Source organism: Pseudomonas sp. ARP3 (assembly GCF_001029595.1).
Classification (GTDB): Bacteria; Pseudomonadota; Gammaproteobacteria; order Pseudomonadales; family Pseudomonadaceae; genus Aquipseudomonas; species Aquipseudomonas rhodesiae.
The window spans coordinates 13,187-31,551 of sequence record NZ_LEKF01000005.1 but is presented as its reverse complement, the minus strand read 5'-3'; the positions used below and the strand labels follow the sequence as shown (position 1 = coordinate 31,551).

Below are 18,365 nucleotides of genomic sequence, written 5' to 3'. Positions count from 1 at the left end.
ATTCAAAGCGGAGCAGTTATGGTTGACCGGCACGACTACGTGGCCCTCGAATGGGTCAAGGGCGACATTGCCGAGACCCTGCAACACGCCCGCTCGGCGCTGGACGCTTATGTCGAAACCGCCGACGGCGATGTGATCGACGAATGCCTGGCCGGTATCCATCAGGTGCATGGCGCGCTGCAAATGGTCGAGTTCTACGGCGCGGCGCTGCTGGCCGAGGAGATCGAGGCCCTGGCCCTGGCCCTGCGCGACGGGCAGGTGGGGCAGCGCGATGAGAGCATCGGCTTGCTGCAACAAGCTCTCGGCCAATTGCCGCTGTACCTCGAACGCGTACACAGCGCCCGCCGCGACCTGCCGCTGGTGGTGCTGCCGCTGCTCAACGACCTGCGCAGTGCGCGCGGAGAAAGCCTGCTCTCGGAAACCAGCCTGTTCAGCCCGCAACTGCTGTCGATCGCACCTTTACCCGAAGACGCCCTGGCCCAGCGCGCCGGGCCCGATCTGCCGACCCAATTGCGCCAATGGCACCACCTGCTGCAACAGGCCTTGGTCGGGCTGCTGCGCGAAGATCACGGCCCAAGCAATCTGGAAGACATGGCGCGGGTGTTCGCGCGTCTCGAAGCGCTGTGCCAGGGCGCGCCACTGTTGCCGTTATGGCAAGTGACCTCGGCGCTGGTGGAGGGCATGCTCACTGGCGTGATTGCCAACAGCCCGGCGCTGCGCAGCCTGCTCAAGGCCAGCGACAAGCAACTCAAGCGCCTGCTGGCCCAGGGCATCAACGGCATCAACCAACCGGCACCGGATGAGTTGCTCAAAAGCCTGCTGTTCTATGTCGCCAAGGTCACCCGGCCGACGCCGCGCATGCAGAGCCTGAAAGAACGTTACGGCCTGGACGAAGCCTTGCCCGACAGCGCTGTGGTGGATGCCGAGCGCGCGCGCATGGCCGGGCCCGATCGCAATGCCATGGGGTCCGTACTCGGCGCATTGTGCGAGGAATTGGTGCGGGTCAAGGAGCGTCTGGACCTGTTCGTGCGCAGCGACCGTCAGCACGCCAGTGACCTTGACGCGCTGCTGGCGCCGTTGCGGCAGATCGCCGATACCCTGGCGGTGTTGGGCTTCGGCCAGCCGCGCAAAGTGATCATCGACCAGCTCGCCGTGGTGTTGAGCCTGGCCCAGGGGCATCGCGAACCAGACGATGCGGTGCTGATGGATGTGGCCGGCGCGTTGCTGTATGTCGAAGCCACGTTGGCCGGTATGGCCGGAACCGTTGAGCCGGAAAGCCGCGAAGAAAGCCGCTTGCCCACCACCGACCTGACCCAGATCCACCAGTTGGTGATCCGCGAATCCTGCCAGTGCCTGCGCCAGGCCAAAGAACTGGTGATTGATTGCCTCGAAGCCGACTGGGACCGCCAGCGCCTGGAATCCCTGCCGGAACTGCTGAGCCAGGTGCGCGGCGCGCTGGCCATGATCCCGCTGCCACGGGCGGCCAGCCTGATGCGCGGTTGCAGCGATTACGTGGATGCGCAGTTGATGGTCGACGAACAGCCGCCGAGCGAGACGCAGTTGGCGCACTTCGCCGACGTGATCAGCAGCCTGGAGTACTACCTCGAACGCATGCTCCAAGACCCGGATGCAGCCGGCGAACGGGTGCTGGAACTGGCCACCCAGGGCTTGGCTGCCCTTGGATACCTGCCGGAGGAAAAACCCTGGCGCCAGGCGCTGGTCGCACCGGACGGCGCACTCTCCACCGACACGGCCCCCAACCAATCCCAACTCGACGCATTGGCCAGCCCCACCTCGCGCCTCAACCCTCCCGCGTTGCAGCGCCCCGGCAGCCTGTTGCCGCCGCCCGCCGACGAAGCGCCTATCGACGACGAGCTGCGTGAGGTCTTCCTCGAAGAGACTGAGGAAGTCCTTGAGGTGCTGCACCGCTATTTGCCGAACAGCGCGGATAAAACCGCCCAAGGCGAGATGCGCCGCGCGTTCCACACCCTAAAAGGCAGCGGCCGCATGGTGCGCGCCCTGGTGCTCGCGGAGCTGGCCTGGGCGGTGGAGAACCTGCTCAACCGCGTACTGGAGCGCAGCGTGGCCCTGGGCCCCGAGGTGCAACAGGTGTTGGATGAAACCGTGGCACTGTTGCCGGAATTGATTGCCGATTTTGCCCAGGGCGCCCAACGCCAGCGCGATGAAGTCGACGCCCTGGCCGCCCGCGCCCATGGGTTGGCCAGCGGTGCCGCGGTGGCCTCCGCTGATGCCCATGACCCGATGCTGCTGGAGATTTTCCGCAACGAAGCCCAGAGCCATCTCGACAGCCTCAACCACTTCCTGGAGCAGGCCGCCGAGCATGTGCCGCTGCAAGTCAGCGATGAACTGCAACGCGCCCTGCACACCCTCAAGGGCAGTGCCTACATGGCCGGTGTGTCGCCCATCGCCGAACTGGCGCGGCCGCTCGACCACCTGACCCGCGAGTACAAGGCTCACCGCCTGCCGCTGGATCTGGATGAAGTGGAACTGCTGCTGGAAGCCGAGGGCCTGTTCCAGCGAGGGTTGCGTCAGCTGGACAGCAACCCCCTGGCGCCGATCAAAGGCGCGGCGGACCTGATTGCTCGCACCCAACAGTTGCTCGAACGCCAGCTCCAGGCGCTGCTCGATGCGCCCAACACCGGCCTGCGCATCAAGCGCAATCCGCAACTGATCGCTGACTTCCTGGCCCAGGGCATGGACATCCTGCTCGACGCCGAAAACCTGCTGCGTCGCTGGCAGCAACACCCCGGCGAACGCCAGGAACTCACGGCCTTGCTGGATGAGTTGACCACCCTCGGCGAAGGCGCGCAGCACGCCGACCTGCATGCCATCGACGAACTCTGCGAAGCCTTGCTCGACCTGTACGGCGCTGTGGAAGAAAGCAGCCTGGCAGTCAGCGCACGGTTTTTCCAGGAGGCCGAACAGGCCCATGACGCGTTGATCAACATGCTCGACCAGCTCGCCGCCGGCCAGGAAATCAGCCCCGCACCGGCCCGGGTACACGCCTTGCGCGAGCTGCTGGACGAAGCCCTCGATCCGGCCGCCACCGGCCTGATTACCCACCAGGGCGACCGTGCGCCGAGCATCGCCGAACTGGGCGCGGCGACGCGGCAGTTGGATCACGCCACCACTGTGGACGACGAGATCGTCGAGATTTTCCTGGAAGAAGCGGTGGATATCCTCGATAGCGCCGGGCAGTCCCTCAAGCGCTGGTTGCTGGAACCCGAGAGCATGGCGCCGTTGTCGTCGTTGCAGCGTGACCTGCACACCCTCAAGGGCGGCGCACGCATGGCCGAGATAGAGCCGGTGGCTGAGCTGGCCCATGAATTGGAATGCCTTTACGAAGGTCTGGTCGACCGGCGCTATAGCTATTCCAACGAACTCTCGCACATATTGATGGCCAGCCATGAACGGCTCGCGCTGCAACTGGAAGAGCTGCACCAGCACAAGCCCTTGAGCGACAGTACGGAGCTGGTCGCCAAGGTCCGGGCGTTGCGTCATAACGGCACCCCCACGGCCCCGACGCCGGCGGTGGAAGCATCAAGCGCCGACCCGGAACTGCTGGAGATTTTCCTCGAAGAGGCTGCCGACATCCTCGATAGCTCCGGCGCCGCGCTGCTGCGCTGGCAGGCCGAGCCGAGCAGCCGCCAGGAAGTCGAAACCCTGCTGCGCGACCTGCACACCCTCAAGGGCGGCGCGCGCATGGTCGAGATCGGCCCGATTGGCGACCTGGCCCATGAACTGGAGTTTCTCTACGAAGGGTTGTCCGCTGGCCAACTGGTTGCGAGCCCGGAGCTGTTCGCGCTGCTGCAAGGCTGCCACGACCGCCTGGCGCAGATGATCGACGCGGTGGCCGACGGCTTGCCGGTGGGTTCGGTGGACAAACTGATCGAGCGCATCAAGAGCCTGGTGCACCCCAGCAACGAGTCGCCGACACCGGTGGCATTGCCGGCGGGCAAGGCCGAGGCGGCGGTGGACCCGGCCGCCGATACGGTGAAAATCTCGGCGGATCTGCTCGATGATCTGGTCAACCTGGCCGGCGAAACCTCGATCTTCCGCGGGCGCATCGAGCAACAGATCAACGATGCCGGCGTCGCCCTCAACGAGGTGGAAACCACCATCGAGCGCATGCGCGACCAATTGCGCCGCCTGGACACCGAAACCCAGGGCCGCATTCTCAGTCGCCAGCAGGTCGAGGCCGAGCGCCTGGGCTATGAAGACTTCGACCCGCTGGAAATGGACCGCCACTCGCAACTGCAACAGCTGTCCCGCGCGTTGTTCGAGTCGGCCTCGGACTTGCTCGACCTCAAGGAAACCCTGGAGCGGCGCAACCAGGATGCGCACAACCTGTTGCAGCAACAGGCGCGCATCAATACCGAGTTGCAGGAAGGCCTGATGCGCACCCGTATGGTGCCGTTCGAACGCATGCTGCCACGGCTCAAACGCATCGTGCGGCAGGTGGCGAGTGAGTTGGGCAAAGATGTCGAGTTCATCGTCGGCAATGCCGAGGGCGAAATGGACCGCAACGTGCTGGAGCGCATGGTGGCGCCGTTGGAGCACATGTTGCGCAACGCCGTCGACCACGGCTTGGAATCTCGGGAGGTGCGCCTGGCTGCCGGTAAACCGCAGAAAGGCCGCATCACCCTGGACCTGACCCACGAAGGCGGCGATATCATTTTCGACATGCGCGACGACGGCGCCGGCGTGCCGCTGGACGCGGTGCGGCGCAAGGCGATCAAGCGCGGCCTGCTGGGCCCTCAGCAAGAGATCAGCGACCGCGATGTGTTGCAGTTCATCCTGCAACCGGGCTTTTCCACTGCGGAAAAAATCACCCAGATTTCCGGGCGCGGCGTGGGCATGGACGTGGTGCATGAAGAAGTGCGCCAGCTCGGCGGTTCGATGGTGATCGACTCGACGCCAGGGCAGGGCGTGCATTTCCGCATCCGCCTGCCGTTCACGGTGTCGGTCAATCGTGCCTTGATGGTGCAGTGCGCGGACGAGCAATACGCGATCCCGCTCAACACCATAGAGGGCCTGGTGCGTGTGCTGCCCCATGAGCTGGCGGGCCACTATCAGCAGGACCCGCCGTTCTACGAATATGCCGGCCAGCGCTATGAGCTGTTCTACTTGGGCGACCTGCTGCACACCGTCGCGCGGCCGAAACTGCTGGGCCAGTACCAGCCGGTGCCGGTGTTGCTGGTGCAGTGCAACGAGCGGCATGTGGCGGTGCATGTGGACGCCATGGCCGGAACGCGCGAGATTGTAGTCAAGGGCCTGGGCCCGCAATTTGCCGGGGTAAAAGGCGTGTCGGGGGCGACCATTCTGGGGGACGGTCGCGTGGTGCTGATCATCGACCTGCTGGCGCATATCCGCGCCCGGCCACCGGTGTTGCCGGCCCAGGCGAGCGATGCGCCGCTGATCCTCAACGACCCGTTGAAAAAACGCCCGCTGCTGGTGCTGGTGGTCGACGATTCGGTGACGGTGCGCAAAGTCACCAGCCGCCTGCTGGAACGCAACGGCATGAACGTGCTCACCGCCAAGGACGGCATCGACGCCCTGGCCGTGCTCGAAGAACACACCCCGGACCTGATGCTGCTGGATATCGAAATGCCCCGCATGGACGGCTTCGAAGTGGCGATCCAAGTGCGCAACGACCCACGGCTGATGCGCCTGCCGATCATCATGATCACCTCGCGCACCGGCCAGAAACACCGCGACCGCGCTATGGCCATCGGCGTCAACGACTACCTGGGCAAGCCGTACCAGGAGTCGGTGCTGTTGGAGAGCATCGCCTACTGGAGCAAGTCCCATGCTTGACCACCGCGCCAGCCAAGTCACCGGCTTGCTGCTGCCCCTGGCCGACCGGCATTTGATCCTGCCCAACGTCGCCATCGCCGAACTGATCGACTTCCAACGCGGCGAACCAGCCAGCGACGCCCCGCCCTGGTACTTGCGGCAAGTCACCTGGCGTGAGCGGCAAATCCCCCTGATCAGCTTTGAAGCTGCTTGCGGCGAAGCCCTTGTCGTCGGCGAACGCTCACGCATCGTGGTGCTGAATGCCCTGGGCGGGTGGCCAACCTTGAAGTTCATCGCCCTGGTGATCCAAGGCATCCCACGCTCCTACAAGCTCGACAGCGAGTTGAGCTACGTGGACGTGCCGCTCAGCCCGCTGGAGCTGGCAGCGGTGCAGGTGGGCGAACATGTGGCGAAGGTGCCGGATTTAATGGGGCTGGAAGCCTTGCTGGTCGAGTCAGGCCTGGCCTGAGCTGCGCATTTTCTGAGAAATGAAAGGCGTCCTGTGATGAGGGCCTTTTCCGGTTCAGAGACGCTGCAGCTGATGAAAATCAGCAATCAGCATACCCGCCAGATACACCATCAAAATCACCACGCCTGCGTCCAATAAACGCCAGACCTTCGCCGAACGAAATAGCCCCGTCAACCTCTGGCACCCTAACGCCAAAACTACAAACCACACCAGCGACGCGGTCATTGCTCCGCTGGCAAAGAGCGCTTGTTGGCTGACGGGCTTTGCCGCGCCAATAGAGCCAATTAGCACCACGGTATCCAGCCAAGCATACGGATTGGCAAATCCAAGTATCACCGCTGTGCGCAGCAATCCCCGTTGTGAGGTGAGGTTGCTTCGAGTGTCCGGCATCGATTGGTTACGCAGACAAGCCAATAACCGCTGCCAGCCGAACCACAATAGATAGGCCGCTCCCGACAGCAGCAGAAACGCCACGAAACCTGGCTCTCTGCCAAGTAACGAGCCCAAGCCCATGACCCCAAGAGCGATGAGGATGATGTCGGCGAACACGCATACCGCCACCACCCCCCAGACAGGGCTGCGACTGACACCCTGGCGAATAACCAGGGTGTCCTTCGGTCCAGGAGCGGCGAACAGTCCGATGCCCAGTAGCAGGCCTTCGAGATAAAAAGCGTTGAAGTCTGGAGTCATGAAGCGCTCAGCCGCCTGGGTATCAGATCAATTGAAGGGGGTGATTACCGAAGCTGGTATGGCGCGTGTTGGCGGCGTTTTTCAAGTCGATCGGCTGGTGGCGGAAAAAGCTTGTCAGTTCCTGCTCCGAATCAGGGTTGACGAAGTAAATGAGAGAGCTTCGCGGCATTGGTCTCCGAGGCGTCAGAACCGCGTGGTACATAGCGGGAATCGCACAATCCGAGAGCTCGGTCAGTAACGATCCGGCCAAGATTGCTACCTCGTTCTCCAAGAGGCGCACCGGCTCCAACGAGCTGCCTCGAACCAGAACGAGGCCATCACGAGTAGGCTTGATAAAGGACAACAGATGACCATCCTCGTGAGGATCCTGAGCAAACTGGCGCTGGCCCGACCCGGAATTAGCTCCATAGACACACAGTTGCAGATAGGACGCTGCACGCAAAGAGTTCAACGAAGTGGCTCCAAACTCCGCGCAAATTCCGTCCATCAATCCCTGGGCAAGCTCGCTGACCTGTTGTTCAAAAGCTGTGACGACGGCAAAAAAATCACTTCGTGTGAATTCAAAGGCTCTTCGTTTTAATGAATGTGCAGGCCAGTAACAAAATCGCTCACATAGGTCTGGCTGCTCCTCAAGGCTCGAGTACTCAGTGCCAAAGGGGAAAAATCCATCGGTGTCTTTTTCGAAGGAAAACGAGGCTTTGGTGGCTGGTGATATTGCGGGGTATCCATCAACGATTTTTTTGTAATCCAGCAGCATCGCTTCTGATATTTGCAGGGTGCCGAAGCCTGTTTGAGCAATGGATTCACAGCACGCTTTAATGTGGTTCATGGCTATATCCAAAGGTAGATGTAAAGGAATGCAACAAACACTAGGTTCGCAAGCATGCGAGAAACTACGACACTGGATATGACCGGCTAAAAGGGTTCCATCCATGTCCTTCACAACATCGCCAGCGCCAGCAGGTGGCGAGTGTGCATGGTTCAAGACACGGGGCGGCGGACAGGTTGTCTTTTTTGGCGGACAAAGAAATGACGTTCACCTAAAAACGGGAACCGTACACTTCGTATGAATATAAGAACGCGAGATACCCTCAGGTCATTGGTTGCACGGCGCAGCCGCGAATTGGGCAAGCCGCTGACTGCGCTGGCCAAGGAAGCAGGAATTTCCAGAACCTACCTGTACGGTCTAGCGGCTGGAGCGTCCAGGGACCCGTCGGTACGCACGCTGATCAAGCTGGCGAAGGCATTGCAGGTTTCTCCCTTGCTGTTGTTTCGCTACTTCGCTGACCTGACAGGCGCGCCCGCTAATGCGTACTCAATGGCTACCACCAATCGGGCTGCAGGTATTGATGATCCGGATGACGTTGCGGTGTTCAATGCCGATGTCACGACGCCTGATCAAGCCGTCGTGTTGCCGGGGGAAGTTTTTCAGAAAACCTGGGAGATTCAGAACCTGGGGACACGACCCTGGCGCGGGCGACGACTGGTGCGTGTTGATAGGGAATATGTGATTGCCCGCCGCACCGATCCACAGGGTCAGTTGGAGGTTGTGATGGATATTCATTTGCGTAGCCTGTACAGCGAGCTCCCTATTGCCGATACGCTGCCGGGCCAGCCGGTGCATATCAGTGTGGAGTTTGCAGCACCCAAGGAGACCTGCACGGTGGCTTCAGTCTGGAGAATCGAGGATGAGCAGGGGAAACCTTGTTACGGACCTGCGTTCATTTTGCATGTAGTGGTTAACGTCATGGCGCGTTGAGCGTCCGGTAGGCTTTTTCCTTAGTCAATCCGCGCAAACCGCTCAATCATTGGCTGCTCCCGATGCTCGGCCTGCCACAAGTCGTAGGTACTTTGCATCGACGGCCATCGCCATGCGGTACTCACGCCGGCCCCAATAAAGTCTTACTTTGCCCCTAACAGATGTAAGACGTAGATCGAAAAGTAGTGTGAAGCTTCTGTAAGTTCTTTTCCCGAGTTTTGGCTGATTTTTGAGTGCTAGCTTTTGACGCTCAACCCCATCAGCAAGGATTCGCAAATGGCTGTCCCTCCAATGCCCCAAGGCGTTTCGCTGCAAGACAATATCGCCCTGGCCAACAACCGCAGGATGCATTTGAAGCCAGGTTCGGCGTTCACCTATTCATGGTTTTATTCACAAGTCAGAGGGCGTGGCCCTTGGGATTACAAACAGAAAAGTCGCGAGTACGAGGCGTTCGGTAACTTTAACTATGGGGTTACCGGTACGGTGTTGGGGATTCCTGAAGGCGTGTTATTGAGAGCAGCCGGTGCTGCGCAAAAAGCGGCGGGGACATCTCGGCCGGAGTTTGGAGACTGGTGGGGTGATGCGCCTTATGGCGATGACCATAGCGACCAGCACTGGATCAAGGAGGGCATCGAATATGCCAGAGCTCAAGGGTATTAAGTGGCCGGTCCAGGTCTTGCTCAATGGGCTGCTGGTGGTGTGTCTCGGGTACTTGGGCGTTGGTTGGTTGATGAGCCCCGGTACGCCGGAGTTGGATGAGGTCGTACTCAAGCATTCCTTGAGTAACGGCAACTCCCTTTATGGCGTGCGGGATAATCAGGGTGGTGCGACGGTGGGCTTTTCCTACAGGTACTACGTGCATAAGGATCTGGATAATGATCACGAAATACTCACGTCATTGGTCTCGGCACATCCATTTCTAAAAACCAAAGAGCCTGATGTCCAAGTGATCCAGAAGGATGGAGCTCTCCATCTCATTGTTCGTGGGGAGGTTTATGAATACCGCAGCTATCCGCTTGAAGGCTTGGAGGCGGTGAGCATTGATATGAGGCTGTAGGCCTGGGGGCTTCGGATTTCTCCTGCAAGATTTTGGGCCGTGCACGAACTTGTCCCAAACAGACCTACTGAGCAAATGTAGAAGGGGCGTGCCCCGATAGCGGTGGGTCATAAGTGATGTATCAACTGACACTCTGCCATCGGGGGCAAGCCCCCTCTTACATTGAGATCATCTTTCGGCTCGGCTCAGCGTTCGTTGATGCTCCATTACTACAACTGTAATGATCCACCGCCCAGCTTGATTGATAGCCTCCTGAATCACGCCTAGGGTACAGCCCACGACGGCAAACCCGTGGAGCGACCATGACAACCAAAATAACCTCCGACTCGCGCTGGAGGCTGCGGCGTGACGAGAATGTGGCTCGATTGTGCCCGCAAATGCGCGCGGCGTCCTCGGAACGTCACATGGCACTTGCACTCTGATGCCCAAGGCCGGAGGCTTGCGGCCAGTCGTCAACGGTTACGGGAGGTCAGTGACACATGTACCACGGGGAACGATTCAACGCCTGGAGCCATTTGCTCGGTGCTGTCGCGGCGTGTATTGGCGCCGTATGGATGCTGGTGGTGGCCAGTCTGGATGGCAGCCCCTGGAAGATCGTCAGCGTGGCGATCTATGGTTTTACGCTGATGGTGCTGTACAGCGCGTCCACCGTGTACCACAGCGTGCAGGGGCGGCGAAAAGAGATCATGCAGAAGGTCGATCACTTTTCCATCTACCTGTTGATTGCCGGCAGTTACACGCCGTTTTGCCTGGTGACCCTGCGCGGGCCGTGGGGCTGGACGCTGTTCGGGATTGTGTGGGGGCTGGCGGTGATCGGCATTTTGCAGGAGATCAAACCGCGTTCCGAGGCGCGCATTTTGTCCATCGTCATTTATGCGGTGATGGGCTGGATTGTGCTGGTGGCGGTCAAGCCGCTGATGGCCGCGCTGGGCACGGCGGGGTTTATCTGGCTGGCGGCGGGCGGCGTGCTGTACACCGTTGGCATCATCTTTTTTGCCCTGGAGCACCGCCTGCGGCACTCCCATGGGATCTGGCACTTGTTCGTGATCGGCGGCAGCGTGCTGCATTTCGTGGCGATCATGCACTACGTGCTATAGCCGCTGCAGCATCGCGTCGGCGCGCTGGCCGAAGATCTCCAGCAGCTTGGCCAGCGTGTGCGGTGGCGGTTCATCGGCGCGGGTCAGGGCGTAGAGGGTGATCGGCAGCGGTGGGGTCAGCGTGCGGATGCAGGTGGTGGCGGGGGAAGCGCCGAGGGCGGTGAAGGGGTCGATTACCGTTAAGCCGGCGCCGGACTCGACCATGGCCCGCGCCAGGGCGTAGGTCTGCACCGAGAGGGTCACGCGCGGCGGCGGCGTAACGCTTTCCAGATAGTTGTCGAGCCTGGCCGACAGTGGGTCGGCGCTGGACAGGCCAATCAGCGGCGCGCCGGCCAGGTCCGTCAGGGCCAATGGCATGCTCAGCGCCTCCTCGGGCCAATAACCCTTGGAGGCCAGCGCCACCAGCGCTCCGTTGGCCAGCACTTGGGTGGTCAATCCCGGATGGCCGGAGAAGTTGAGGGTCAACGCCAGGTCGATCTCGCGCATCAACAGTTTTTGCACCAGCTCGCGGCTATGGTCGCTGGACAGTTCGCAGGCAATGTCCGGGTAGTCGCGCTTCCATTCCAGAATCGCCGGCGGCAGCAGGGCCAGGGCCAATGCCGGAATCGCACCAATGCGCACGCTATGCCCCGGTGCGCTGCGCAGGCTCTTGGCCAGGCGCCGCACGCCTTGCAGGCTCTCGGTGACTTTCTCGACTTCACGCTCCAGCGCCAAGGCTTCCGGAGTTGCCTGCAATTTACCGCGCACCCGCAGAAACAGCGGAAAGCCCAGCTGCATTTCGGCATGTTGCAGCACCTTGGTCACCGCCGGCTGCGACACATTCAGCAACTGCGCGGCGGCGCTGACGGAGCCGGTCTGGCGGATAGCCTGGAAGATTTCGATATGACGCAAGCGCATGGCACGTCCATAACCTTTGTTTATAGGCGACCTATCTTTATTCATTGTCGGTAGCGTGTCACCTGCCCCTACGCTTGGGCTCTCTCAATCAACGGCAGGGGCGAGCATGGCCAGGCAGGTTTGCGTTATCGGCGGTGGGGTGATCGGCTTGGCCAGTGCGTACGCGCTGGTGCGTGCCGGTCATGAGGTCACGGTGATCGACGCGCGCGAGCGCCTCGGCAGCGAAACCAGCTTTGCCAACGGTGGGCAATTGTCTTACCGCTACGTCGCGCCGCTGGCCGATGCCGGTGTGCCGCTGCAAGCGATTGGCTGGCTGCTGCGCGGCGATTCGCCATTGAAACTGCGCCCGCGCCTGGACCCCCAACAATGGCGCTGGATGGCGGCGTTTGTCGGCGCCTGCCGAGGCTCGGTGAATAAACGCAACGCCGCGCACCTGCTGCGTCTGGCGTCCCTGAGTCAAAACACCTTGCAGCAATGGCGCGTCGACGATCGTCTGGACGGCTTCGACTGGCGGCGCAACGGCAAGCTGGTGGCCTTTCGCAACGCGAATACCTTTGAGCATGCGCGCAGCAAGGTCACCGACATCCTGCAACAACAGGTGCTATCCGCCCTGGACTGCGCACGCCTGGAACCGACGCTGGCGGCAGGCGGTTTTGTCGGCGGTATCTACACGCCAAACGAGGAAGTCGCCGATTGCCATGCGTTCTGTCAGCGTCTGGCGGCGCGTCTGGAGGCATCGGGGCGTTGCACATTTATATTGGGGCGCAAGGTCACCGGTATTCGTCATGCCGAGGGTGCGGTGCAGGCGCTGGAGCTGGGCGAGGAGGTCATGCCGGTGGAGCACCTGGTGCTGGCCGCCGGGCACCGCAGCGCTGAATTGGCGTTGCCTGGCGTGTCGCTGCCGTTGTATCCGCTCAAGGGTTACAGCCTCAGTGTGCCGATTGGCGAGCAGCACCGCGCTCCTAACATCAGCATCACCGACTACGACCGCAAGATCGTCTACGCACGCATCGGCGAACAATTGCGGGTGGCGGCTATGGTGGATATCGTCGGTTTCGATGCCAGCCTTGAGCCTAAGCGCCTGGCGCTGATGAAACGCCAGGCGATCGAGACTTTTCCTACAGCCGGTGACTATAGCCATGCGCTGGAATGGGCCGGCATGCGCCCGGCCACGCCGACCGGTGTGCCACTGATCGGCGCGAGCGTTTACCGCAACCTGTGGCTCAACCTGGGCCACGGCGCCCTCGGTTTTACCCTGGCCTGCGGCAGCGGCCAACTGCTCGCCGAACTGATCGGCCAGCACCAACCTTCCATCGATATGCAGGGCCTGTCGCCCCGCGCCGCGTGAGGACGCATCCATGACCCTCCAACGAATCAACACTAACGAGCGCCTCAGCGGCGCTGTGACTTTCAATGAGCTGGTGTTTCTGTCGGGCCAGGTGCCGGGTGACGGCCAGGACGTGGCGATCCAGACCCGCGAAGTCCTGGCCAGGATCGACGCGCTGTTGGCCCAGGCCGGTAGCGACAAGGACCACTTGCTCAATGCGACCATCTATCTCAAGGACATCGACAGCGGTTTTGCGCCGATGAATGAAGTGTGGTCCGCGTGGCTGTCGCCGGGGATGGCGCCCACCCGGACCACCCTGCAAGCCCAGCTCGCACGGCCGAGCGTGCTGGTGGAAATCAGTGTGATTGCTGTACGTAAATAACCAAAAAACCAACGGAGCATAACAATGAAAAAAATCCTGTTGACCGGCTGCGCGGTGGGGCTGTTATGGGGCGCGCAGGCCGTGGCGAACGAAGCGGTCTTGAGCGGTACGCTGAGCAAGATCGCCAACGCCAAGTCGATTACCTTGGGTTATCGCGACGCCTCGGTACCCTTTTCGTACGTGGGCGACCATAGCGGCAAACCCATGGGCTATTCGGTGGACCTGGCGAACAAGATCGTCGAACGCATCCAGCAGAAAACCGGGGTGCCCAACCTCAACGTCAAATACAACCTGGTGACCTCCCAGACCCGTATCCCGCTGGTGCAGAACGGCACCGTCGACCTGGAATGCGGCTCCACCGGCGTCACCGCCGAACGGCAGAAACAGGTGGCGTTTTCCTACGGGTTTATCTACGTGAAGGGCCAGTTGCTGACTGCCAAAGACAGCGGCATCAAGGGGTTTGCCGATCTGCAGGGCAAGAACGTGGTGACCACCGCCGGCACCACCAACGAGCGCTTCCTCAAAAGCTACAACGCCGAGCACAAGGCCAATATCTTTGTGATCAGCGCCAAGGACCATGGCGAGGCATTCAAGATGCTTGAGACTGGCCGCGCGGCCGCGTTCTACATGGACGACGCGCTGCTCTACGGCGAACGCGCCAAGGCCAAGGACCCGCACAATTGGGTGGTGGTGGGCGAGGAACAGTCCCGGGAAATCTACAGCTGCATGGTGCGCAAGGATGACCCGCAGTTTCTGGCGGTGGTCAACGAGACCCTCGGTGACCTGTACCGCAGCGGGGAAATCAACGGGATTTACCAGCGCTGGTTTGAACAGCCGATTCCGCCCAAGGGCTTGAACCTTGAGTTCCCGATGACCAGCGAGCTGAAGGCGATCATTGCCAAGCCGGTCAGCGATCCGGTGGAGTGATGTGCTGATGTGGTAACCCAATCTAACTGTGGGAGCTGGCTTGCCTGCGATAGCATCACCCAAGTGTTATTGAAAGACCGAGGTGACTGCATCGCGGGCAAGCCCGGCTCCCACACAAGCCCGCTCCCACAGTTTTGATTGGGTTTGCAAAGTAAGGGCGTTAGAAGTCGCCCCAGAGTTGTTGGGCCACGGCCAATGCAACGACGGGCGCGGTTTCGGTACGCAACACCCGCGGCCCAAGGCGGGCGGCGTGGTAGCCGGCGGCTTGGGCCGTTTCGACTTCATTGTCGGTCAGCCCACCTTCTGGCCCGATCAAAAACGCCAGGCTCGACGGCTTGGCATGGCTGATCATCGGTTCAGCCACCGGGTGCAGCACCAGCTTCAGGTCCGCCGCGGTTTGCTTCAACCAATCGGCCAGCAGCAGCGGCGGGTGAATCACCGGCACCGTCGAACGCCCGCATTGCTCACACGCGCTGATCGCCACCTGGCGCCAGTGCAGCAGGCGCTTGTCGGCGCGTTCGTCCTTGAGGCGCACTTCGCAGCGTTCGCTGAAAATCGGCGTGATCGCGTTGACCCCAAGCTCAGTAGCTTTCTGGATCGCCCAATCCATCCGCTCGCCCCGGGACAGGCCCTGGCCGAGGTGGATGTGCAGCGGGGATTCGGCCTGGCCCGCGAAGCTTTCGCTCAGTTGCACGGTGACGCGCTTCTTGCCGACTTCCAGCAAGCTGCCGAGGAATTCCTGGCCGGAGCCGTCGAACAATTGCACGGCGTCGCCTTCGACCATGCGCAACACGCGGCTGATGTAATGCGCCTGGGCCTCGGGCAGTTCTACGTCGCCGAGGCTCAGCGGGGTGTCGGTGAAAAAGCGGGACAATCTCATTTCTGTTCTCTGGGAAATTCTGTGCAGGAGCAAGATAACGGTGGCGAGGGTGCCTAAAAAGGTGGGGAATCAACCCGGATCGCGAAAGCCTGGGTGGAAGTCCTGTGGCACCGCGACGCTGACGCTGCTGTTGGTGGCGATGTCGATGCCTTCGCTGGCCACTTCGGCCAGGAAGTCAATTTGCTCCGGCGTGATCACATAGGGCGGCAGGAAATACACCACGCTGCCCAACGGCCGCAGCAACGCGCCGCGCTCCAGTGCGTGTTCGAATACCTTCAGGCCACGGCGTTCCTGCCATGGGTAGGCGGTCTTGGTGGCTTTGTCCTGGACCATCTCGATGGCCAGCACCATGCCGGTCTGGCGCACTTCTGACACATGGGGGTGGTCCACCAAGTGCGCGGTGGCGGTGGCCATGCGCTGGGCCAGGGCCTTGTTGTTCTCGATGACGTTGTCTTCTTCGAAAATATCCAGGGTCGCCAAGGCCGCCGCGCACGCCAGCGGGTTGCCGGTGTAGCTGTGGGAATGCAGGAAGGCGCGCAGGGTCGGGTAGTCGTCGTAGAACGCGCTGTACACGTCCTCGGTGGTCACCACGGCGGCCAAGGGCAGATAGCCGCCGGTAAGGGCCTTGGACAGGCACAGGAAGTCCGGACGGATGCCGGCCTGTTCGCAGGCGAACATGCTGCCGGTGCGGCCGAAGCCTACGGCGATTTCGTCATGGATCAGGTGCACGCCGTAGCGGTCGCAGGCTTCGCGCAGCAGCTTGAGGTACACCGGGTGATACATGCGCATGCCGCCGGCGCCCTGGATCAGCGGCTCGACGATCACCGCAGCGATCGTGGCATGGTGCTCGGCCAGGGTCTGTTCCATGGCCAGGAACATCGTGCGTGAGTGTTCTTCCCAGCTCATACCCTCGGGGCGCAGGTAGCAATCGGGGCTGGGTACTTTGATCGTGTCGAGCAGCAGCGCCTTGTAGGTTTCGGTGAACAGCGGCACATCGCCCACCGACATCGCGGCGATGGTTTCGCCGTGGTAGCTGTTGGTGAGGGTCACGAAGCGCTTTTTGTTCGGCAGGCCGCGGTTGAGCCAATAGTGGAAGCTCATTTTCAGCGCGACTTCGATGCACGACGAACCGTTATCGGCGTAGAAGCAACGGGTCAGGCCCTCGGGCGTCATCGCCACCAGGCGCTCGGACAGCTCGATCACCGGCTGGTGGCTGAAACCGGCGAGGATCACATGCTCCAGTTGATCGACCTGATCCTTGATGCGCTGGTTGATGCGCGGGTTGGCATGCCCGAACACGTTGACCCACCAGGAGCTGACGGCGTCGAGGTAGCGCTTGCCTTCGAAGTCTTCCAGCCACACGCCCTCGCCACGCTTGATGGGGATCAGCGGCAATTGCTGGTGGTCTTTCATCTGGGTGCAGGGATGCCACAGCACCGCCAGATCGCGTTGCATCCACTGGTTGTTCAGGCCCATCGTGTCTCTCCTCGAAGCGGTCCTGCGACCGGCGCAGGTGAAACAATCGCGCAAGCCTATGCAAAGCAGGGCGGTGTCACAACCCATGGCGTGTGAATTGGCAGTAAACACAGGACGGACTGTCACGTTTCTCAGGAATAGTCCTTAATCCTTGGTTAACTTATCGTGCCTAGGCTCTAGATCGCATTTCTCGATATTTCAAAGCGAAATTTTCCGCTTTAATTCGATAGTTAACACGCTAGTCTTGGGCGCAGCTCTTACGGGATTAAGTACATGCAGCTACGTAACTCACCGGCCCGATATGGCTGGGTCAGTATGGTTTTGCACTGGGGCGTGGCCCTGGTGGTGTTTGGTCTGTTCGCCCTGGGCCTGTGGATGGTCGGACTCGATTACTACAGTGCCTGGCGCAAAGATGCACCGGACCTGCACAAGAGCATCGGCATCACGCTGTTTGCGGTGATGCTGGTGCGGATCGTCTGGCGCTTGATCAGCCCGCCGCCACCGCCGCTGGCCAGTTACAGCCGCCTGACCCGTATCGGCGCGGCGTTTGGCCATATGTTCCTGTACGTCGGCCTGTTTGCGGTGATGATCGCCGGTTACCTGATTTCCACCGCAGACGGTGTCGGTATTCCGGTGTTTGGCCTGTTTGAAATTCCTGCCTTGGTTTCCGGTCTACCGGACCAGGCAGACAACGCGGGTCTGGTGCACTTTTACCTGGCCTGGGTATTGGTGGTCTTCGCCGGTTTGCACGGCGTGGCTGCGTTGAAACACCACTTTATCGATCGTGATGCGACCCTCACGCGAATGCTGGGGCGCAAAGCCTGATGTTCAACCTCGACTCACAAGGAATAGAAAGCATGTTGAAAAAGACACTCGCTGCACTGGCAATCGGTACTGCTTTACTGTCCGCAGGCCAGGTCATGGCGGCTGACTACAAGATCGACAAAGAAGGCCAGCACGCCTTCATCGACTGGAAAATCAGCCACCTGGGCTACAGCTTCATCCACGGTACCTTCAAGGATTGGGATGGCACGTTCAGCTGGGATTCGGCCAAGCCAGAAGCCAGCAAAATCGCAGTCGACGTGAAAACCGCCAGCCTGTGGTCCAACCACGCCGAGCGTGACAAGCACATCGCCAGCAAAGACTTCCTCGACGTCTCCAAGTTCGCTGACGCTAAGTTCGTGTCCACCGCCGTTAAATCCACCGGCGACAAAACTGCTGACGTGACCGGCGACCTGACCCTGCACGGCGTGACTAAGCCGGTGACCTTCAAGGCCACGTTCAACGGTGAAGGCAAAGACCCATGGGGCGGCGAGCGTGCCGGCTTCAACGCCAAGACCACGCTGAACCTGAACGACTTCGGCATCAAAGGCCCAGGCCCGTCCTCCCAGACCCTGGATCTGGATATCTCCCTGGAAGGCGTGAAGCAGAAGTAATTCTGCGTAGTTAAAAAACCGGATCTCAGGATCCGGTTTTTTGTATCTGGAATACGCTCAGTGTGGGAGGGCGCTTGCTACTGGTGGCAGCTCGGTCTGCCTGTTGATACTGATACACAGCTATCGGGGGTAAGCCTCCTCCCATATTTAG

Annotated in this window: 16 protein-coding genes and 1 pseudogene; 11 read left to right on the top strand and 6 right to left on the bottom strand. The window is 61.0% G+C overall.

The window, feature by feature from the left end:
* The first annotated feature begins 18 nt into the window (after window positions 1-18).
* Together ABX75_RS07745 and ABX75_RS07740 are read left to right on the top strand one after the other, a co-directional pair.
* Window positions 19-5,838 (top strand): Hpt domain-containing protein, encoded by a 5,820-nt coding sequence (locus ABX75_RS07745; RefSeq protein WP_047881715.1) that lies wholly within the window; start codon window positions 19-21, stop codon window positions 5,836-5,838.
* Window positions 5,831-6,286 carry a chemotaxis protein CheW gene (locus ABX75_RS07740; protein ID WP_034101253.1) on the top strand — a complete coding sequence of 152 codons (456 nt, stop codon included), beginning with the start codon at window positions 5,831-5,833 and terminating at the stop codon, window positions 6,284-6,286. Before ABX75_RS07745 ends, ABX75_RS07740 begins: the two co-directional genes overlap by 8 nt.
* A 54-nt stretch (window positions 6,287-6,340) precedes the next feature.
* Here the strand turns inward: ABX75_RS07740 and ABX75_RS07735 are convergent, their stop codons facing one another.
* Entirely contained in the window at window positions 6,341-6,976 is a 636-nt protein-coding gene (locus tag ABX75_RS07735; protein WP_034101252.1) for a LysE/ArgO family amino acid transporter, read from the bottom strand.
* A 22-nt stretch (window positions 6,977-6,998) separates the two neighbouring features.
* A complete protein-coding gene (locus ABX75_RS07730; RefSeq protein ID WP_047881714.1) occupies window positions 6,999-7,805 on the bottom strand; it encodes a 2OG-Fe(II) oxygenase family protein in 807 nt (268 codons plus the stop codon).
* A gap of 294 nt (window positions 7,806-8,099) precedes the next feature.
* Here ABX75_RS07730 and ABX75_RS07725 point away from each other — a divergent pair, with 294 nt between their 5' ends.
* A complete protein-coding gene (locus ABX75_RS07725) occupies window positions 8,100-8,735 on the top strand; it encodes an NBR1-Ig-like domain-containing protein (RefSeq protein WP_232925197.1) in 636 nt (211 codons plus the stop codon).
* A 20-nt stretch (window positions 8,736-8,755) separates the two neighbouring features.
* Here ABX75_RS07725 and ABX75_RS29630 read toward each other — a convergent pair.
* Window positions 8,756-8,866 (bottom strand): annotated as a pseudogene (locus tag ABX75_RS29630) (addiction module antidote protein, HigA family); the annotation flags it as partial.
* Window positions 8,867-9,011: 145 nt separating this feature from the next.
* On the opposite strand from ABX75_RS29630, the gene ABX75_RS07720 reads away from it, so the two are divergent.
* The 3 genes from ABX75_RS07720 (at window position 9,012) to ABX75_RS07710 (ending at window position 10,889) form a co-directional block, all read left to right on the top strand.
* On the top strand, window positions 9,012-9,395 hold the full coding sequence (locus ABX75_RS07720) for a polymorphic toxin type 44 domain-containing protein (protein ID WP_047881713.1): 384 nt from the start codon (window positions 9,012-9,014) through the stop codon (window positions 9,393-9,395).
* The gene (locus ABX75_RS07715; protein WP_047881712.1) at window positions 9,373-9,792 is read left to right on the top strand and encodes a hypothetical protein; all 420 of its coding nucleotides are present in this window, start codon (window positions 9,373-9,375) and stop codon (window positions 9,790-9,792) included. Before ABX75_RS07720 ends, ABX75_RS07715 begins: the two co-directional genes overlap by 23 nt.
* A gap of 479 nt (window positions 9,793-10,271) precedes the next feature.
* Window positions 10,272-10,889, top strand: a complete 618-nt coding sequence (locus tag ABX75_RS07710) for a hemolysin III family protein (RefSeq protein ID WP_034101246.1) — start codon at window positions 10,272-10,274, stop codon at window positions 10,887-10,889.
* Here ABX75_RS07710 and ABX75_RS07705 read toward each other — a convergent pair.
* Window positions 10,884-11,786, bottom strand: coding sequence for a LysR family transcriptional regulator (locus tag ABX75_RS07705; RefSeq protein ID WP_034115346.1), 903 nt, complete (start codon window positions 11,784-11,786; stop codon window positions 10,884-10,886). The two genes, ABX75_RS07710 and ABX75_RS07705, sit on opposite strands and share 6 nt — an antisense overlap.
* A gap of 106 nt (window positions 11,787-11,892) precedes the next feature.
* Between ABX75_RS07705 and ABX75_RS07700 the strand changes: the two genes are divergently transcribed.
* The 3 genes from ABX75_RS07700 to ABX75_RS07690 are packed head-to-tail and all read left to right on the top strand — an operon-like array spanning window position 11,893 to window position 14,422.
* Window positions 11,893-13,134, top strand: a complete 1,242-nt coding sequence (locus ABX75_RS07700; protein WP_047881711.1) for a D-amino acid dehydrogenase — start codon at window positions 11,893-11,895, stop codon at window positions 13,132-13,134.
* Between the two features lie 10 nt (window positions 13,135-13,144).
* Window positions 13,145-13,495 carry a RidA family protein gene (locus tag ABX75_RS07695; protein WP_047881710.1) on the top strand — a complete coding sequence of 117 codons (351 nt, stop codon included), beginning with the start codon at window positions 13,145-13,147 and terminating at the stop codon, window positions 13,493-13,495.
* Between the two features lie 24 nt (window positions 13,496-13,519).
* The gene (locus tag ABX75_RS07690) at window positions 13,520-14,422 is read left to right on the top strand and encodes a transporter substrate-binding domain-containing protein (protein ID WP_047881709.1); all 903 of its coding nucleotides are present in this window, start codon (window positions 13,520-13,522) and stop codon (window positions 14,420-14,422) included.
* 160 nt (window positions 14,423-14,582) lie between these two features.
* Here the strand turns inward: ABX75_RS07690 and ABX75_RS07685 are convergent, their stop codons facing one another.
* Window positions 14,583-15,302, bottom strand: coding sequence for a 16S rRNA (uracil(1498)-N(3))-methyltransferase (locus ABX75_RS07685; RefSeq protein WP_034101241.1), 720 nt, complete (start codon window positions 15,300-15,302; stop codon window positions 14,583-14,585).
* Between the two features lie 69 nt (window positions 15,303-15,371).
* Window positions 15,372-16,778 (bottom strand): adenosylmethionine--8-amino-7-oxononanoate transaminase, encoded by a 1,407-nt coding sequence (locus ABX75_RS07680; protein ID WP_034101240.1) that lies wholly within the window; start codon window positions 16,776-16,778, stop codon window positions 15,372-15,374.
* A gap of 273 nt (window positions 16,779-17,051) precedes the next feature.
* On the opposite strand from ABX75_RS07680, the gene ABX75_RS07675 reads away from it, so the two are divergent.
* Together ABX75_RS07675 and ABX75_RS07670 are read left to right on the top strand one after the other, a co-directional pair.
* The gene (locus tag ABX75_RS07675; protein WP_034101239.1) at window positions 17,052-17,603 is read left to right on the top strand and encodes a cytochrome b; all 552 of its coding nucleotides are present in this window, start codon (window positions 17,052-17,054) and stop codon (window positions 17,601-17,603) included.
* 32 nt (window positions 17,604-17,635) lie between these two features.
* A complete protein-coding gene (locus ABX75_RS07670; RefSeq protein WP_034139649.1) occupies window positions 17,636-18,214 on the top strand; it encodes a YceI family protein in 579 nt (192 codons plus the stop codon).
* Window positions 18,215-18,365: the final 151 nt, after the last annotated feature.

Excerpts from the sequence above, each read along its gene's own strand:
- ABX75_RS07745 (WP_047881715.1), top strand. The coding sequence starts at position 19 with ATGGTTGACCGGCACGACTACGTGGCCCTCGAATGGGTCAAGGGCGAC.
- ABX75_RS07740 (WP_034101253.1), top strand. The coding sequence starts at position 5,831 with ATGCTTGACCACCGCGCCAGCCAAGTCACCGGCTTGCTGCTGCCCCTG.
- ABX75_RS07735 (WP_034101252.1), bottom strand. The coding sequence starts at position 6,976 with ATGACTCCAGACTTCAACGCTTTTTATCTCGAAGGCCTGCTACTGGGC.
- ABX75_RS07730 (WP_047881714.1), bottom strand. The coding sequence starts at position 7,805 with ATGAACCACATTAAAGCGTGCTGTGAATCCATTGCTCAAACAGGCTTC.
- ABX75_RS07720 (WP_047881713.1), top strand. The coding sequence starts at position 9,012 with ATGGCTGTCCCTCCAATGCCCCAAGGCGTTTCGCTGCAAGACAATATC.
- ABX75_RS07715 (WP_047881712.1), top strand. The coding sequence starts at position 9,373 with ATGCCAGAGCTCAAGGGTATTAAGTGGCCGGTCCAGGTCTTGCTCAAT.
- ABX75_RS07710 (WP_034101246.1), top strand. The coding sequence starts at position 10,272 with ATGTACCACGGGGAACGATTCAACGCCTGGAGCCATTTGCTCGGTGCT.
- ABX75_RS07705 (WP_034115346.1), bottom strand. The coding sequence starts at position 11,786 with ATGCGCTTGCGTCATATCGAAATCTTCCAGGCTATCCGCCAGACCGGC.
- ABX75_RS07700 (WP_047881711.1), top strand. The coding sequence starts at position 11,893 with ATGGCCAGGCAGGTTTGCGTTATCGGCGGTGGGGTGATCGGCTTGGCC.
- ABX75_RS07695 (WP_047881710.1), top strand. The coding sequence starts at position 13,145 with ATGACCCTCCAACGAATCAACACTAACGAGCGCCTCAGCGGCGCTGTG.
- ABX75_RS07690 (WP_047881709.1), top strand. The coding sequence starts at position 13,520 with ATGAAAAAAATCCTGTTGACCGGCTGCGCGGTGGGGCTGTTATGGGGC.
- ABX75_RS07685 (WP_034101241.1), bottom strand. The coding sequence starts at position 15,302 with ATGAGATTGTCCCGCTTTTTCACCGACACCCCGCTGAGCCTCGGCGAC.
- ABX75_RS07680 (WP_034101240.1), bottom strand. The coding sequence starts at position 16,778 with ATGGGCCTGAACAACCAGTGGATGCAACGCGATCTGGCGGTGCTGTGG.
- ABX75_RS07675 (WP_034101239.1), top strand. The coding sequence starts at position 17,052 with ATGCAGCTACGTAACTCACCGGCCCGATATGGCTGGGTCAGTATGGTT.
- ABX75_RS07670 (WP_034139649.1), top strand. The coding sequence starts at position 17,636 with ATGTTGAAAAAGACACTCGCTGCACTGGCAATCGGTACTGCTTTACTG.